This window comes from Hydrogenophaga crocea (assembly GCF_011388215.1).
Taxonomy (GTDB): domain Bacteria; phylum Pseudomonadota; class Gammaproteobacteria; order Burkholderiales; family Burkholderiaceae_C; genus Hydrogenophaga; species Hydrogenophaga crocea.
Genome location: NZ_CP049989.1, coordinates 1,427,192 through 1,444,075 on the forward strand (window position 1 = coordinate 1,427,192; position 16,884 = coordinate 1,444,075).

Annotated in this window: 3 protein-coding genes; 1 reads left to right on the plus strand and 2 read right to left on the minus strand. The window is 72.1% G+C overall.

The features are described from left to right. Nucleotides 1-8: 8 nt before the first annotated feature. Nucleotides 9-12,689, minus strand: a complete 12,681-nt coding sequence (locus G9Q37_RS06895; RefSeq protein WP_166226445.1) for a non-ribosomal peptide synthetase/type I polyketide synthase — start codon at nt 12,687-12,689, stop codon at nt 9-11. Nucleotides 12,690-13,005: 316 nt separating this feature from the next. Between G9Q37_RS06895 and G9Q37_RS06900 the strand changes: the two genes are divergently transcribed. Continuing rightward, complete coding sequence (locus G9Q37_RS06900) at nt 13,006-14,016, plus strand: polysaccharide deacetylase family protein (RefSeq protein WP_166226447.1); 1,011 nt, start codon at nt 13,006-13,008, stop codon at nt 14,014-14,016. A gap of 71 nt (nt 14,017-14,087) precedes the next feature. Here G9Q37_RS06900 and G9Q37_RS06905 read toward each other — a convergent pair whose 3' ends face one another. After that, nucleotides 14,088-15,986 carry an RIFT barrel domain-containing protein gene (locus G9Q37_RS06905; RefSeq protein ID WP_240936633.1) on the minus strand — a complete coding sequence of 633 codons (1,899 nt, stop codon included), beginning with the start codon at nt 15,984-15,986 and terminating at the stop codon, nt 14,088-14,090. Nucleotides 15,987-16,884 lie beyond the last annotated feature (898 nt).

The window sequence follows — 16,884 nt, forward strand, 5'->3', positions numbered from 1 at the left end:
AGGAGGGCTCAGGCGCGCTGCACGAGCCGGCGCAGCCGGCCCAGCAGCCCGCCCGGGGCGGTGTCGGCCGGGGCCGGGTTGGCGGCGGCGGGCGCGGGCGCTTCGGCCTGCAGGCCGTCGTAGGCGGCGGCGAGCTGGGCCAGCGATTCGGACACCAGGCGGCGCGGGCTCACCTGTTTGCCGATGCGCTTTTCGAGCCGCTGCACCGCCTGCATGGCGCTCAGCGAGGTGCCGCCGAGGTCGAAGAAATTGTCGTTGCGGCGGATGGCCGTGGTGCCCAGCAGCTCGCTCCAGACCGCGAAAACTTCACGCTCGGTGGCGCTGCCCTGGAAGTGCTCGGCGACCTGGCTCGCGGCGCGGCGGCGCGGGCGCGAGGCGGAGGCCAGCAGGCGGCCGTCGGGCGTGCTCGCGAGGCGCTCGAGGCACAGCAGGTCGGTGCGCGCGCGCACGGCCGCCGGCAGCGCGGCGTTCAGGCGCTGGCCGGCGCGCTCCATCAGGGCGTCGACACCGCCGTCGGGCACGCTGGCGTCGAGCTCGATGCCGATCTGCAGGCGGCGTTCGCCCGTGGCCGTGGTGTGCAGCGCGCTGGCCACGCGCGCCACCAGCGGCAGCTGCGCAAGGTCTTTCTCCAGGGCATCGAGCGCCAGGCGCTCGCCGGCCAGCACGGCGTGCGGGCCGTCTTCGCCCAGGTACTGCAGCACGCCATCGGCGCGCCAGCGCGCGCGCATGCCGCTGGCGCGCCACGCGCCGTCGCTGCCGCGCAGCCACAGCGGTGCGGCCACGGCGAGGCCGGCGGGCCGGTCGGCCGCTTCGCCCACCACCACGGTGCCGGCCAGCAGCGGGCGGCCGAACACCGCGTGCTGCGCCACGCCGGACGCCCAGCCCGCGGCCAGCGGCAGGCCGGTGGCGGTGTCGGTGGCCATCTGCAGCACGCTGGCCTGCGTGGCGCTCAGCGCCTGCATCAGCTCCTGGCTGTTCTCGCGCACGTCGATGACGGCGATACCCGAGAGCGCCCGGCCGGCGTTGGCCGCGAGCAGGGCCGACCAGGCGGCCGCGTCGGCGGCCACCAGGCCGGTGCTGTCGGCGCGCAGCGCCTCCAGCGTGTCGGGGCGCTGCGCGGCGTCGGCCGGCAACAGCACGAGTTCGGCGCCCTGGCGCGCGGCCAGGCCGAGCAGCGCCAGCGCGAGGCCGGGGCGCGCACCGATGGCGAGCAGGCGGTCGCCGGGCAGCAGCTGCACCTGCGCGGCCAGCGCTTCGACCGTGTCGGACGCGCGCGCCCGGTCGGGGCCGGCGAGCGCCTGCACCAGCTGGTCGATCGGGTCGGTGGCGTCGGGTGCGGGGCGCGCGGCCTGCACGCGCTGCAGCAGTTCGCTCGCGCTCAGGCTGCGCTCGCCGTGGCGCAGCACGGCCGCGCCGCTGTGGCGCTCGAGCAGCTTGAGCAGGTCCGGCCCCTGCACGGGTGCGGCGTCGAGCGCGAGCACGCGGGCGCGGTCGGCCTCGGTGGCCTGCAAGGCGTCGGCGATGCGCTGGTTCGGCTGTTTCGCCAGACCCAGGAAGGTGGCCAGGAAGCGCTCGCGCAGCCAGGCCGCGGTCTCGGGCAGGAACAGGCCGGTGTCGTACTGGATGCCGCCCTCGATGCCGGCGGGGATCTCGACCAGCCAGAAGTTCAGGTCTTCGGTCGCGCCGCGGTGGCGGAAACGCGTGCGCTCGTGGGTGAGCGGGCCCCAGTTCTTGGGTCGGGCGCGCGCGTCCTGGAAGGTGAACAGCGCCTGGTAGAGGCGGCCGTGCTGGCCGGGCTGCAGGTTTTCCAGCGCGGCGGCGATGCGCTCGAAGGGCACGTCCTGGTTGGCGAAGGCCTCGACCATGGTGGCGCGCACGTGCTTGATCCACTCGATCCAGGTCAGCTCGGGACGCACCGCCAGGCGCACCGGCAGCATGTTGTTGAAGAAGCCCATGATGGGCTCGAGATCCGGGTGCGGGCGGCCCCGCACCGGCACGCCGATGGTGGGCTGCGGCTCGTCGAACAGCTGCGAGGCCAGCACGGCGTAGACCGACAGCGCCACGATGCTCAGCGTGGAGCCGGTCTGCTTGGCGATGTCGCGCACGCGTTCGGCGTCGGCCGATTCGATGCGCATGAACTCGGTGGCGCCCACGCGCTGCGCGCCGGGCAGGCGCGGCAGGTCGGCCTGCGGGGTCTGCACCGGGCGTTGCACGAACTGGCGCTGCCAGTGGTCGAGCTGGCCCGCGATCTCCTCGCTCTGCATCCAGGTGTTGTGCCAGGCCGCGAAGTCGGTGTATTGCAGCGGCATGGGCGCGAGCGCGGGCTCGCTGCCATCGAGCATGGCGGTGTAGAGCGCACTCATGTTCTCGTAGAGCAGGTCGAAGGACCAGCCGTCCCAGACCACGTGGTGCGTCATGAAGAAGAACAGGTGCTCCTGCGTGTCCAGGCGGATCAGGCGCGCACGGAACAGCGGCGCCTGGTCGAGCACGAAGGGCTGGTGCAGCCAGCGGCCGACCAGCTCCATCGCGGCGTCGTTGCGCTGATCGGCGGGCAGCTCGCTCAGGTCTTCCACAGGCAGCAGCGAGCAGGGCACGTGGTCGAGCGTGCGCTGCACCCAGGTGTCGCCGTCGCGCACGATCACCGTGCGCAGCGAGGCCTGGCGCTGCACCATGGCCTGGAAGGCGCGGTCGAACAGCTCGGGCTGCATGGGGCCGCGCAGCCGGTGCACCGAGGGCACGTGGTAGACCACGCGGCCGGGCTGCATCTCTTCGATGAAGCGGATGCGCTCCTGCATCTGCGTGAGCGGCGCCTGGCGGCGCTCGGGCTCGTGCACCAGCGGGGCGCGCTTGGGCGTCTTGCCGCCGCGCTCGTTGTCGATCGCGCGGGCGAGTTTTTCCACCGTGGGCGACTCGAACAGCACGCGCAGGTTGAGCTGCAGGCCCAGGCCCTTGTTGAGCTGGCCCATGAGCTTGGCCGCGAGCAGCGAATGGCCGCCGAGCGCGAAGAAGTCTTCGTCGACGCCGACGGCGGGCAGCTTGAGCACGGCCTGCATGGCCTCGAGCACGGTGCGCTCGGTGTCGGTGGACGGCGGCTTGAGCGGGCCGCTGGAGGCCGGTGCGGTGGCCACGGGCGCGGGCAGGGCCTTGCGGTCGATCTTGCCGTTGGGCAGCAGCGGCAGGGTCTCGAGCAGCACCACCTGCTGGGGCACCATGTAGTCGGGCAGGCCGATCCGCAGGGCGTCGCGCAGCGCGGCGGGTTCGGGCGTGGCGCCGGGCGCGGGCACGGCGTAGGCGATCAGGCGCACGTCGCCGGGCGTGTCTTCGCGCGCCATCACCACGGTGCGCGCGATGCCGGGCAGCGCGGCCAGGCGGGCCTCGATCTCGCCGAGTTCGATGCGGTAGCCGCGGATCTTCACCTGGAAGTCGAGCCGGCCCAGGTGTTCGAGCGTGCCGTTGTCCAGCCAGCGCGCGAGGTCGCCGGTGCGGTACAGGCGCGCGCCGGGCACGCGGCTGAAGGGGTCGGCCACGAAGCGCTCGGCGGTGAGTTCTTCGCGCTTGAAGTAGCCGTTGGCCACGCCGGTGCCGCCGATGCACAGCTCACCTTCCTGGCCGATGGCGCAGGGCTTGCCTTGTTCGTCGAGCACCCAGACCTGGGTGTTGGCGATCGGGTGGCCGATGCTGATCTTCTGCGCGGCGTCGGTGATTCGGCTGAGCGTGGACCAGACCGTGGTTTCGGTGGGGCCGTACATGTTCCAGAGCTCGATGCCCTGGGCCAGGAGCTTGCCCGCGAGCGAGGGCGGCAGCGGTTCACCGCCGCAGAGCGCGCGGAATCCCGCGGGCGCCTGCCAGCCGGCGTCGAGCAGCATGTGCCAGGTGGTGGGCGTGGCCTGCATCACGTTGATGCGCTGCTCGCCGAGCAGGCGGCCGAGCACCTCGGCGTCCATGATCTCGTCGCGCTGCGCAAGCACCGTGGTGGCGCCCGTGACCAGGGGCAGGAAGATCTCGAGCACCGCGATGTCGAACGACAGCGTGGTGACGGCCATGAGCCGGTCGCTGGCCTTCAGGCCGGGCTCGCGGCCCATGCTCGCGAGGAAGTTGCTCACCGCCCGCTGCGGCACGACCACGCCCTTGGGCTTGCCGGTGGAGCCCGAGGTGTAGATGACGTACATGGGCGCGTCGCCCGCGGGGTTGTGCGGCGCGGGCAGGGCCTGATCGCTGGCGGCGTCCAGGCTGGCGCGGTCGTCGTCCACGCGCAGCTGCTGTTCGCGCGGCAGGCCGCTGAGCGCGGCGTTCGCGGCCTCGGTGACCACCAGGCGCAGGCCGGCGTCTTCGGCCATGTAGCTCAGGCGGTCCTTGGGAAAGTTGGGGTCGAGCGGCACGTAGGCCGCACCGGTCTTGAGGATGCCCAGCAGCGCGGGCACGAGCTCGGGGCCGCGCGCCAGGCACACGCCCACCAGCGCGCCGGGACCGATGCCGCGCTGCGCGAGCAGTTGCGCGAACTGGTTGGCCCGGCGTTCGAGCGCCGCATAGCTCAGCGACACGCCTTGGGCCACCAGCGCGGTGGCGTCGGGCGTGGCCTGGGCCTGGCGGCTCACCGAGGCCTCCACGCGCGTGGCCACGTCGAAGGGCACGTCGGTGGCCTGGTTCCAGGCGATCAGGCGCGGGTCGGCGCTGGCGGCGGGGCCGGGCTGGGCAACGCTGCGCGCCGCGGGCGCAGCGCTGGCCGGCACGGCCGGGGCTTTCGCGACGGCGCTCACGCCGTTGAGGCGGTCGATCTGCGCCACCAGGCCGTCGACCAGCGCCTGGGCGCAGGCGGGGCTGAAGAACTCGGCGCTGTGGTGCAGGTCGAGCGTGAGGGCGTCGTCCTGCTCGTAGAAATTGAAGAACAGCTCGGCCAGGATGCCCTGCTTGCGGCCTTCGTGCAGGGCGGCCTGCAGCGGCAGGTAGGCCGAGAGGTCGACCTTGGGGTTGAGGTTGAAGTAGATGCCGGTGAGCGGCGGGCGGTCGCCGCGGCTGGGCAGGCCCAGCGCGCGCGCGAGCGTGCCCTGGGTCATCACCGGGTACTCGAGCGCGTCCATCAGGTGCGAGCGCACGCGCGCGAGCAGGGCCTCGTCGCTGTCCTGCGCGCTGCACGACAGGCGCAGCGGCAGGTCGAGCACGCCGTCGGCCATGAGCGGGCCATGGCGCTGCAGCGACTGGCTCGCGTAGGGAATGCTCACCACGAACTCGGGCTGGCCGCTGCGCTCGTGGATGAGGCGCGTGACGGCCGTGAGCAGCCACTGGAACAGCGTGGCGCCACGCGCCTTGGACTGGCTGCGCAGGCGCTCGTAACGCTCGCCGGCCAGGCGCACGCGCACGGTGTCGGCGCTGAACTGGCGGCGGCCTTCGGGGCTGCGGTCGCCCAGGTTCACCGGGGCCGGCGGCTGTTTGAGGGCCTCGCGCCAGAAGGCCAGGGCTTCCCGGCCCTGCGGGCTGTCCATGCGCGCCTGCTCGGCCTCGGCAAAGGCCAGCGGCGATTCGGCGGGCTTGAACTGCGGCGCCTGGCCGCGGCAGCGCGCCTGGTAGGCCTCGGCAAGCTCGGCGTTGAACACGCTCGAGGCCCAGCCGTCGAAGATCAGGTGGCTGGCCACCACGTGCACCACCACGCGGCCGTCGGCCAGGTCGAGCAGGCTGAAGGCCGCGAGCGGGGCCTGGTCGAAGGGGAAGTCGCGCTGGCTCGCGCGCGTGCAGAAGGCGTCGAGCGCGGCGTCGGCGTCGGCCTCGGCCTCGTGGCGCAGGTCGACCTCGGCGATCTCGACCGGGCGCGGGTCGTGCGCGTGCTGGCGCGGCTCGCTGGTGTCGAAGCTCAGGTGGAAGGCGGCATGGCGCTGGGCCACGTCCTGCAGGGCCTGGCGCAGCGCGGGTTTGCTCACGTTGCCGCGCAGGCTCACGCAGAAGGACTCGTTGAGCGCGCGGCGCGCGGCGTCGTCGAAGGCGCCGACCAGCCAGCGCTCGGTCTGGCCGGGCGAGAGCGCGGCCTCGACCGGGGCCGGACCGGCTGCGGCCGCGGGCGCGGGCGTGCCGGCGGGGGCGGGCGCGCTGCCGGGCAGCGGCGGCACGGGCTGGCCGCCGCCGGGCGAGCCGCCGTCGCGGCGCGTGATGAAGCCCAGGGCCATGAGCTCGTCGAGCGCCTGCAGCATGGTGTCGGCGATGCGGGTCGTGATCTCGTCGGTCATGGCCTCGGTCACGAAGTGGCCGAACTGCTCGTACACGTGCAGGCCGAGGTGGCGGATCAGGTAGTAGAAGAGGCTGACGTTCTTTTGCCCGTCGTCCCAGTGCAGGCGCCAGATGGACGCGCAGTTCACCGCGTTGCAGGGCGCGCCGCGCTGCGCGAAGCCGGCGTTGAGCCGGTCGACCATGCGCTGGGTGCGCGCATTGATGGTGTCGTAGAAGGCCTGGCCCTGGCGGTCGATGTGCAGCAGCGAGGCGTGTGCGGCCGCGAGCGCGAGCGGGTGGCGCACGAAGGTGCCGGCGAAGTAGGTGACGCCGGCCTCGGGGTAGGAGTCGTCGCCGTACTGCCAGTGGCCGCCGTCGAGCGCGTCGAGCCAGTTCGCATTGCCCGCGATGGCCGCGAAGGGCAGACCGCCGCCGATGACCTTGCCGTAGGTGGCGATGTCGGCGCGCACGCCGTAGAACTCCTGCGCGCCGCCGCGGCCGACGCGAAAGCCCGTGACGACCTCGTCGAAGATCAGCGCGCAGCCCGACTGGTCGGCGATCTGGCGCAGCGCCTGCACGAACTCGCGCGGGCGGATGTTGGGGTACTTGTTCTGGATCGGCTCGGTCATGATGGCCGCGAGCTGCGGCCCGTGCTCGCGCAGCACCTTGAGCGACTCTTCGCTGTTCCAGTCGAGCACCAGGATGTTCTCCACCGCGTTGGCCAGGATGCCGGGCGCGGCCGAGAGCGAGCGCAGCTGGCGGGTGCCGCGCACGATGACCTCGTCGAAGATGCCGTGGTACGAGTTGGTGAAGATCGCGATCTTCTTGCGGCCGGTGACCGTGCGCGCGATGCGCATGGCGCCCATCACGGCCTCGGAGCCGGTGTTGCAGAAGCCCACGCGCTCCATGCCGGTGAAGCGCGAGATCAGGCGCGCCACGTCGGCCGACAGCGGGTGCTGCGGACCCACCTCGAGGCCGAGGTCGAGCTGCCGGTGCATGGCGGCCAGCACGTCGTCGGGCTGGTAGCCGAGCATGTTGGCGCCGAAGCACGAGAGCAGATCGATGTATTCGTTGCCGTCGAGGTCCCAGAGCTTGGCACCCTTGGAACGGTCGACCACGATGGGGTAGACCAGGTCTTTCCAGAGCGGGTTGAAGCCGGTCACCACGCGCGGGTCGGCCATCACCTTGCGGTTGTCCTGGCTGAAGGTCTTGGACTTGCCGGTGCGCGCGTTGTAGCGGGCAATGAAGTCGGTGATCCAGCGCTGCTGCGCGGGCGTGAAGTCCTGGCCGGCCTGCAGGGTCAAGCGCGGCGAGGCGCCGAAGGGCTTTTCAACCAGCGACTTGAGCGTGGGCTCGCCGCTGTCGGCGGCCGCGGCTGCGGGCGCCGCGCTGACCGCCTGTGCAGCGGCGGGGGCGGGGGCGGCGGCCAACGGGGCCTCCACCGGCGCCGCCTGGAGCACCACCGGCGCCACGGCCGCGGCGGGCACGCCCGACAGCAGCGCGAGCTGCTGCGACATGAGCTGCATCTGCTGCTGGATCAGCTGGTGCACGGCGGCGCCGCCGGCCACGGGGGCCAGGGGGGCCAAGGGCGCGAAGGCGGCCGTCGGGTTGATCGGCGCCATGGCCGGCACGGCCATCTGCGCCACCGCGGGCGCGACCTGCGCGGCCTGCGCCACCGGGGCCGCGACCGGCGCTGGCGCGGGAGCCGGAGCAAAGCGCTCGGGCGGCAGTTGCTGGTCGAGCAGGGCCGCGAGCTTGGCGACGGTGTCCAGGTCTTCGAGCAGGCGGCGGAAGCGCAACTTCAGGCCGAACACGCGTTCGATCTCCAGCGTGGCCTGGGTGAGCGACAGCGAGTCCAGGCCCTGGTCGACGAAGGTGGCGTCGCTGGCCAGTTCGGCGGCGGGCAGGCCGGAGACGTCGCTGAAGACCCGCTTGAGTTCGGCTTCGATGGTGGGGATGCGGCTCATGGGCATGGGAGGCGGCTCGGGGAAAGGGGCGGACGCCAGCACGGGCTGGGCGTCGGTGACGGGGGCGGGGAGGGCACCGGCGCGGCGCTCGAACCAGTGGCGGGTGCGTGCGAAGGGGTAGCCGGGCAGGGCCACGCGCGGCGCCGACGCGGCGACCGGCCAGGCCAGCTCGACCCCGGCGCTCCAGAGCGCGCCGATGGCCGACAAGGCCACCACCGCGGGCTGGCCGGGGTCCTGCGCCGGGCCCAGCAGGGCCAGGTTGCGCGGCACGGTGTTCTTCGCGGTGCGGTGCTGGCGCACCAGGGCCGACAGCGCCTGGCCGGGGCCGACCTCGACGAACACCACGTCGGCGTGCGCGAGTTCGGCGCTCACGGCCTTGCTGAACAGCACCGGTGCGCGCACCTGGTGGGCCCAGTAGGCGGGGTCGGTGGCCTGGGCTTCGGTGAGCGGCTCGCCGCTCACACACGAGTAAACGGGCACGCGCGGCGCGGCCAGCCGGGCCTGCGCCAGCGCCTGCTGCACGCGGGGCAGCGCGCCGTCCATCGCGGCGCTGTGGAAGGCGTGCGAGACCTTGAGCCGCGTGCAGCCCACGTCCTGGGCTTCGAGCGTCACGGCCAGGGCCTCGATGGCGGCGAAGGGGCCGGCCACCACGGTGAGCGCGGGCGCGTTGCAGCCCGCGATCTCCACCTCGGGCGGCAGCCGCGGCGCAAGCGCGTCGGCCGCGAGGCGCACCGCGAGCATGGCGCCGGGCGGCTGGTCGAACATGGCCTGGCCGCGCGCGACCACGGCGGCCACGGCGTCTTCGAGCGACATCACGCCCGCATGGCAGGCGGCCGCGTACTCGCCGATGCTGTGGCCGATCAGCGCCTGCGCGCGGATGCCCAGGCTCTCCAGCCACGCGCCGAGCGCGTACGACATGGCAAACAGCGCGGGCTGGGCGTGGCGCGTTTCGGCCAGCTGCCGGCCCACGGCCTCGTCCTTGGGGTCGTCGTGCAGCAGCCAGGGCAGCAGGTCGGTGCCCAGGCGGGCCTGCACCAGCCGCAGGCAGTTCTGCAAGGCCTCGCGGAAGGCCGGCGATTCGTCGAACAGGCCGCGCGCCATGCCGGGGTGCTGCGAGCCCTGGCCCGGGAACACGAAGACCACGCGCGGCGCGGCGCTGGCCGCGCTCGCGCTCTTGATCTGGCGCAGCGCCTGCACCGCCTCGGCGGTGCTCGTGGCCACAGCGCACGCGCGCTGGCCCATGGCGCGGCGACCGCGCATGAGCGTGGCGGCCACGCCGGCCAGGGGCAGTTCGGGGTGGCGTTCGAGGTGGTCGGCCAGATCGCGCGCGCGCGCCAGCAGCTCGTCGGGCGTGCGCGCCGACAGCGGCAGCAGCCAGCGCTGGCCGTCGTCGGCGGGCAGCGGCCGGGCCGCGGGCGCTTCTTCGAGCACCGCGTGCGCGTTGGTGCCGCCCACGCCGAGCGAGCTCACGGCCGCGCGGCGCGGCGCGTCGGGCGTGCGCGGCCAGGGTGTGTTGGCCGCGATCACGTGAAAGGGCGTGTGCGCGAAATCGATCTGCGGGTTGGGCGCACGGAAATGCAGCGTGGCCGGGATGGTGCCCTGGTGCAGCGCCAGCGTGGCCTTGATCAGGCCCACCACGCCCGCGCCCGCGGCGAGGTGGCCGACGTTGCCCTTGACCGAGCCGATGCCGCAGAAGCCGTTGTCGGCCGTGCCGTCGCGCCAGGCCTGGGTGAGCGCGGCGATCTCGATCGGGTCGCCCAGCGAGGTGCCGGTGCCGTGGGCCTCGACGTAGCCGATGGAGCGTGGGTCGATGCCCGCGTGGTCGAGCGCCATGCGCACGGCCTCGGCCTGGCCGCTGACACTGGGCGCGGTGAAGCTCGCCTTGTCGCCGCCGTCGTTGTTGATGCCCACGCCGCGCACCACGGCGTACACCGTGTCGCCCGCGGCGATCGCGTCTTCGAGCCGGCGCAGCACCACCATGCCGCCGCCGCTGCCGAACACCGTGCCGCTGGCCTGGGCGTCGAAGGGGCGGCAGTGGCCGTCGGCCGATTCCATGCCGCCTTCGACATGCAGGTAGCCCGTGGCCTGGGGCACGTGCACGTTGGCCCCGCCGGCCAGCGCCACGTCACACTGCCCGCTGGCCAGCGCGTGCCAGGCCTGGGTGAGCGCCACCAGGCTGGTGGAGCACGCGGTGTGGATGCTGATCGCCGGCCCGCGCAGGTTGAGGCGGTTGGCGATGCGGGTGGCGACGTAGTCCTTCTCGCTCGCCAGCATGGTGGCGAACTCGCCGTACTGCTGCACCAGCTGGGGCTGTTCCTGGCGCAGCGCGGGCGCGTAGGCGTTGTTGCCGGTGCCCGCGTACACGCCGATGCGGTCGTCGCCGCGCGTGTGGTCGATGCCCGCGTGTTCGAGCGCGGCAATGCTCAGTTCGAGCATCAGGCGCTGCTGCGGATCGAGCATGGTGGCTTCGCGCGCCGAGATGCCGAAGTGGGCGGCGTCGAAGCGGTCGGCCTCGTCGAGCATGCCGTGCGCGGGCACGAAATTGGGCCGTGCGCGCAGCTCGGCCGGCACGGCGGGGTCCAGTTCCTCGGGCCGGAAATGGCGGATGCCTTCGCGGCCCTCGAGCAGGGCCTGCCAGAAGGCGTCGAGCCCGTTCGCGCCGGGCACGCGCACAGCCATGCCCACGATGGCGATGCCCTGGGTGGCGCCCACCGGCGCGCTGCGGCGCGGGCCGCGCGCGGCGCTCTGGCCTTCGAGCGCGGCAGCGATGCCTGCCACGCTCGGGCGGTCGTACACATCGGCCACGCCCACGCGGTTCACGCCGGCCTCGCGCAGGCGCGCCACGAAGCGCATCACCAGCAGCGATTTGGCGCCGAGGTCGAACAGGTTCTGATCGTCGGCGAGCGTGGGCAGGCCCAGCAGCTCCTGCCAGAGCTGGCGCACCAGCGCGCGCGGTTCGGTGGTGGCGAGGGCCGCCGGCGCGGCCTCGACCACGGGCAGCGGCAGGTTGCGGCGGTCGATCTTGCCGCTGGGGGTCATGGGCAGGCGCTCGAGCGCGACGTAGCGCACCGGCACCATGTACTCGGGCATGCGCGCGCGCAGGAACTGCCGCCACTGGCCGATCAGCGCGGCCAGCGCTTCAGGGGTCGCGGTCGCGTGCAGCACCACGTGGGCCACGAGCTGTTTGCCCACGCCGGGCAGCTCGGGTGCGGTGACCACGGCTTCCTTCACGGCCTCGTGCGCCATCAGCGCCACCTCGACCTCGCCGGGCTCGATGCGGAAACCATCGACCTTGACCTGCTGGTCGGCGCGGCCAAGGTAGGTGATGACGCCGGCCGCGTCCTGGCGCACCAGGTCGCCCGTGACGTACCAGGTGCCGGCGCGGCCGTCGGCGTCGCGGCGGAAGCGCTCGGCGCTGAGTTCGGCGCGGCCCAGGTAGCCGTTGGCCAGGGTGTCACCACCCAGCAGCAGCTCGCCCTGGGTGGCGCCGTCTTCGAGCGGCTGGGCCTCGTGCAGGGCCACCTGCACATGGGGCAGCGGCAGGCCGATCGGCGGGATCTCGGGCCAGTGGGTGGCATCGCCCGTGAGCTCGTGCGCCGTGACCACGTGGCTTTCGGTGGGGCCGTAGTGGTTGTGCAGCTCGGCGCCGGGCAGGCGCTGGAACAGGGCCCGGATCGCGGGCGTGACCGTCAGCTGCTCACCCGCGCTGACCACCTCCTTGAGGGCGGCAGGCACGGCCTCGCGCGAGGCGTCGGCGATCATCTGCAGTGCCACGTAGGGCACGAACAGGCGCTCGACGCTCCGCTCGATCAGCGCGCGGTGCAGCAAGGCCGGGTCGCGCCGCTCGGCCTCGGGCACCAACACCAGGGTGCCGCCACAGGCCAGCGTCGAGAAGATTTCCTGAAAATGGACGTCGAACGACAGCGGCGCGAACTGCAGCGTGCGCGCGGGCTGACCCAGGCGCGCGTGCCGGGCGTGCCAGTGGATCAGGTGGCGCAGCGGCCGCTCGCCCATGGCCACGCCTTTGGGTCGGCCGGTGGAGCCCGAGGTGAACAGCACATAGGCCAGATCGGGCTGGGCGGCGTGCAGGCCGGCGGCGTCGGGCGCGGGCTGTTGCAGGCTGGGCACCGGGCCCACGAGCTCGATCAAGCGCTGCAGCGCGGATGCCTCGCCGACCACGGCGCGCGGGGCCGCGTCTTCGAGCATGGCCTTGAGGCGTTCGGGCGGATAGGCGAGGTCGAGCGGCACGTAGCCCACGCGCAGGTGGGCGGCGGTGAGGATGGCGATGACGGAGTCGGGCGAGCGCGTGGCCGCGATCGCCATGCGCTGGCCCGGGGCGATGCCGGCCTGGCGCCAGCGGGCGGCTTCCTGTTCGACGCGCGCGAGCAGGGCCTGGTAGCCGAAGCTTTCGCCACCGGCCGCTTCGAGCGCCGGGCGCTCGGGCCAGGTCACAGCGCCACGCACCAGCCAGTCGCCCAGCAAGGGCGGCTCTCCAGCCTGCGCAGCACCGCGCGTCTTCTCACTCATGAATCACCGCCCCTCTTCGCCGAAACCGGGAAATCTAATACAAAATAGCACTACCCGAAACCAACTGTAACTACCCTGCGCCCAGCCGCTACCCCCATACGGGTGAGAGTATGTGAACTAATTGGAATTAAGGGTGAAGATGGACGAAACGCGCGTGTCCGGGGTCGGGTGGTGCGGCTAGGCTGTGGCCGCAGTCGCATCCGGACCACAGCCGGCACGGCGCGCAATACAAATACCATGGGGCATCGCGAGGAGAAGTCATGCTATCGAGGGAGGAGCGGGGTGTGCCGGCCGGTCGAACGCAAGGGAGCCTTGCATGACACTGCCGCCGATCGTCCCCGTCGATGCCGGCTTGCGCCTGGAGCGTCCAGTGCTGCTGGTGGTGGTGGACACCGAAGAAGAATTCGATTGGTCCAAGCCCTTTGACCGCAATGCCCGCACCACGGGCTCGATCGCCGAACAGGGGCGGGCACACGAGGTGTTTGCCCGGTATGGCGTGCAGCCGACCTACGTGGTCAACCACGCCGTGGCCGTGTCGCGTGAGGTGGCGACGCTGCGCAGATTGGTCGAGCAGGGCCTGGCCGGCTTCGGCACGCACTGCCACCCCTGGATCACGCCGCCGCACGAAGAGGCGGTCACCAATTTCAACTCCTTCCACGGCAATCTGCCGCCCGCGCTCGAGGCCGCCAAGCTGCGTTCGAGCACCGAGGCCGTGGCGCAGGCCTTCGGCGCCGCGCCGCGTGTGTTCAAGGCCGGCCGTTACGGCCTGGGTCCCAAGACCTTCGACAGCCTGCTCGAACTCGGTTACTGCGTGGACTGCAGCTTCGTGCCCGACACCACGTTCGCACACAGCCACGGCCCCGACTACCTGGGCATGCCCGCCGAGCCCTTTTTCACCGATGCCTCGCGCCGCCTGCTCGAAGTGCCGCTCACCGTGGGTTATGGCGGCTGGGCCTGGCGCATGGGGCGGCGCCTGCCCGCGCTGTGGGACAGCCCCCTGATGCAACGCCTGCACGTGCAGGGCAGCCTGAGCCGCCTCAATGCCCTGTGGCGCGCGCGCCTGAGCCCCGAAGGCTTCGACGCGCCGGTGCAGAAGCGCCTGATCGACGCCATGCTCGCGCAAGGCCATCGGGTGTTCACGCTGACCTACCACTCGCCTTCGCTGGTGCCTGGCCACACGCCCTACGTGCGCACCGGCGCGGACCTGCGCGAATTCCTCGACCGCATCGACATCGTGCTGCGCCACTTCCGCGAGCGCGGCGGCGAGTTCTCCACACCGCTCGCCTTGTGGGCGCGCGCCAGCGCGGCCGCCCCGGTCGCGGCCTGAGCGCCGCCCATGAAAAAGGCCGTCACCGCGGTCAGCGGTGACGGCCTTTGCCGTCCGGGAGGCGTCGGTTCTCAGCGCGGCACGATGGCGTACTGGGGCTCGGTGAGGAAGCCGGCCGAGCCGGTGTCGATGAGGGGCGTGAAGCCCACCCAGCGGGTGTAGGCGGCTGCGGCGTTGGCCACTCCGGCGTTGGCGGCCGAGCCCAGCATGGCGCGGGCCACGGCGGCGTAGCCGGCGGCCCAGTCGGGGTAGCCTTCCACGGCCACACCGGCGCAGGAGCTGGGCGGCGCACCGTAGTTGAGCGTGTAGTAGTCGCGCCAGGTGGTCACGTAGGCACCCGAGGCGTTCTTCACGTTGAGCCAGTAGCCCGGCGCCTTGGCCGTGCAGAAGCCCTGCGACTCGGCCATGAAGCGATCGACCTGCATGCGCGCGATGTTGGTCAGCGCCGTGGTGGCCGGCGTCTCGCCGTTCTCGCTGAGCCAGCTCAGCACGATGGTCATGAAGTCGCTCTCGTACGACGGCGACTGGTCGTTGTTGTACTGCGAGACCACGGCACCCATGGGCGAGATCCAGGGCGCGGTGAACTTGCCGTAGGTCTCGGCGAACCAGGTGAGGTTGTTGTTGAAGATGGTGCGGTAGTACGCCTTCTTCGGGTGCGCATCGGGGATGGCGAAGGCCACCTCGGCCATCGAGCGCAGGCCCCAGGACTGCCCGCGCACCTGCTCGGCCTTGATGATGCCCTTGCCGCCGTCGCGGTAGTACGGGTCGGCCGCGGCGATGTTCCAGCCGGCCCAGAACATGGCCTCCTCGAGGTAGAACGCGTCGCCCGTGACCAGGTACGGGATGTAGGAGAACGAGCCCTGGTGCGCGCCATCGGGTTCCCAGATGGTCGAGCCGATGCCGGCGGGCACGGCGGGGCTGGAGGTGCCGTACTTCAGGCTGAGGTTGGCGTTGGCGCCGTCGATGCTCACCGGGTGGCCGGTGTTCTCGTCGCGGTAGTGGATGGGCACGCCCGCGGCGGCGTCGGCGTTGGCCAGCATGGAGGCGCGGGCGCGGTCGTCCTGGGTGATCAGGTACAGCGCGGTCCAGCGCGGCACGGGCGCGATCTCCGGGCGCCCGCCGGTGCCGGGGAAGTTGGTGTCCAGCAGCGCCGGCTGCATCGGGCCGGTCTGGGCCGCGGCCAGGTACTTGGCTTCGTTGGCCAGCGTGGTCTCGGGGATCTTGAGCCCGAGGTTGTAGTTCCACGTCGCCCGCGAGGCCAGGAAGTAGGGCATGTGGTGGCGCACCCGGGCATTGGGGTTGACGCCGCCGCTCCAGACCACCTTGTGCCAGCGCGCATGGTGGTAGTGGGTGAAGCTGGGCTGGCTCAGCAGCGTGCTGCCGTTGGCCGTGACGTTGAGCGAGTAGGTGATGTTGGAGGGGCTGGCCGTGAAGGTGCGGGTGTTCTCCATCACCACGTCGGTGCGAAAGCGCGTGCCGTTGTCGTAGAGCCGGGTGTGCAGCCGCGCCACCAGGTGCGGGTGGGCGGTGCCGTTGGCGCGCATCATGGGCGCGACCACGGTGAACTCGCTGGCCACGGGGCCGTGGAGGCGGCGGTTGCTGCCCGAGGCGATCTGCTGCACGAGCTGGGCCTGGGGGTCGGCGGTGAGCACGCTGCCGTCGGACAGCGTGGCGGTGACCTTGAGGTTCCAGTTGGGCGCCGCAGGCAGCGTCACGCTGGGCGTGGTCTTGGCGGCCGTGTAGAAGTTGACGATGCGCGGGGTGTTGGCCGCCAGGTTGTTGAGCTGCGCGCTGAGCACGGCAAAGCGCACCGAGCCGTCGCTGTGGGTGGAAATCTCGTCGGCCTGCAGCGGCACGGTGTTGCCCGCGGCGTCGCGTGCCACCAGGCCCTGGGTGTTGGACCAGTCACCGCGACGGAAGGGCTGACCGAAGGTCACGGGCACGCTGGTCTGTGCGCTGCCTGCGGACACCTCAACGCAGGTGATGGCACCCGTGGCGCAGGCCAGGCCGCCAGGACCGGTGGCCGGCGCCGGAGCGGGTGCCGGAGCGGGTGCGGGAGCCGGAGCGGGTGCGGGTGCGGGTGCGGGTGCCGGAGCGGGTGCGGGAGCCGGAGCGGGTGCGGGCGCCGGAGCGGGTGCAGGCGCCGGAGCGGGTGCAGGCGCCGGAGCGGGTGCAGGTGCCGGAGCGGGTGCAGGTGCCGGAGCGGGTGCAGGCGCCGGAGCGGGTGCAGGCGCCGGAGCGGGTGCAGGTGCCGGAGCGGGTGCAGGTGCCGGAGCGGGTGCAGGCGCCGGAGCGGTTGTCCGCGGTCGCCAATTCGGATAGCGGCGCAGCCGTTCCGCGGCGTCCATCGTTTCGATATCGGCGGGATAAACCTCGGTCGCCGATGCCGTGCTCTCGAGCGCCGGGGAGCTGCCACCCCCACCACCGCAGGCGCTCAGGGTCGCGGCCGCAAAGAGGGCGGCGAGCACCGCGCGGGCCGGCTGGGGGGTGCTCGTAATCAGTTCGGGTTGCATATGATCCAGAAACTCGACAAAAGGTTGATAAGCGATTCGGGTTCGAGGAGGCCTATCCGAAAAAGGTATTCAGGGGGCTTCCTATTGGCGAAGGGTTGTGACTGTTTTCACAACCGGGCGGCCTTCCTCCCATTTCTCGGCTGCACTGTGGCGGACTTTACGGTTGACGATTTCGTGAAAAGCCGCACAAAGGACAAGCTGTTTTCGGCGAACGATGTGCGGAAATTCGCGCTGTTGGGCGGTCAGCGGCCACAGACGAACGGTAAATTGCTTACGAATAGACACAAATGGGGACAGCCGCCACGCTTGTGCGGGGAAATCCAGTGAAGGGAGATGGAAGGTTCGACGGGGTGGA

Bases quoted from the DNA above. Each gene is read 5' to 3' on its own strand.
- G9Q37_RS06895 (WP_166226445.1), bottom strand. From the start codon at position 12,689: ATGAGTGAGAAGACGCGCGGTGCTGCGCAGGCTGGAGAGCCGCCCTTG.
- G9Q37_RS06900 (WP_166226447.1), top strand. From the start codon at position 13,006: ATGACACTGCCGCCGATCGTCCCCGTCGATGCCGGCTTGCGCCTGGAG.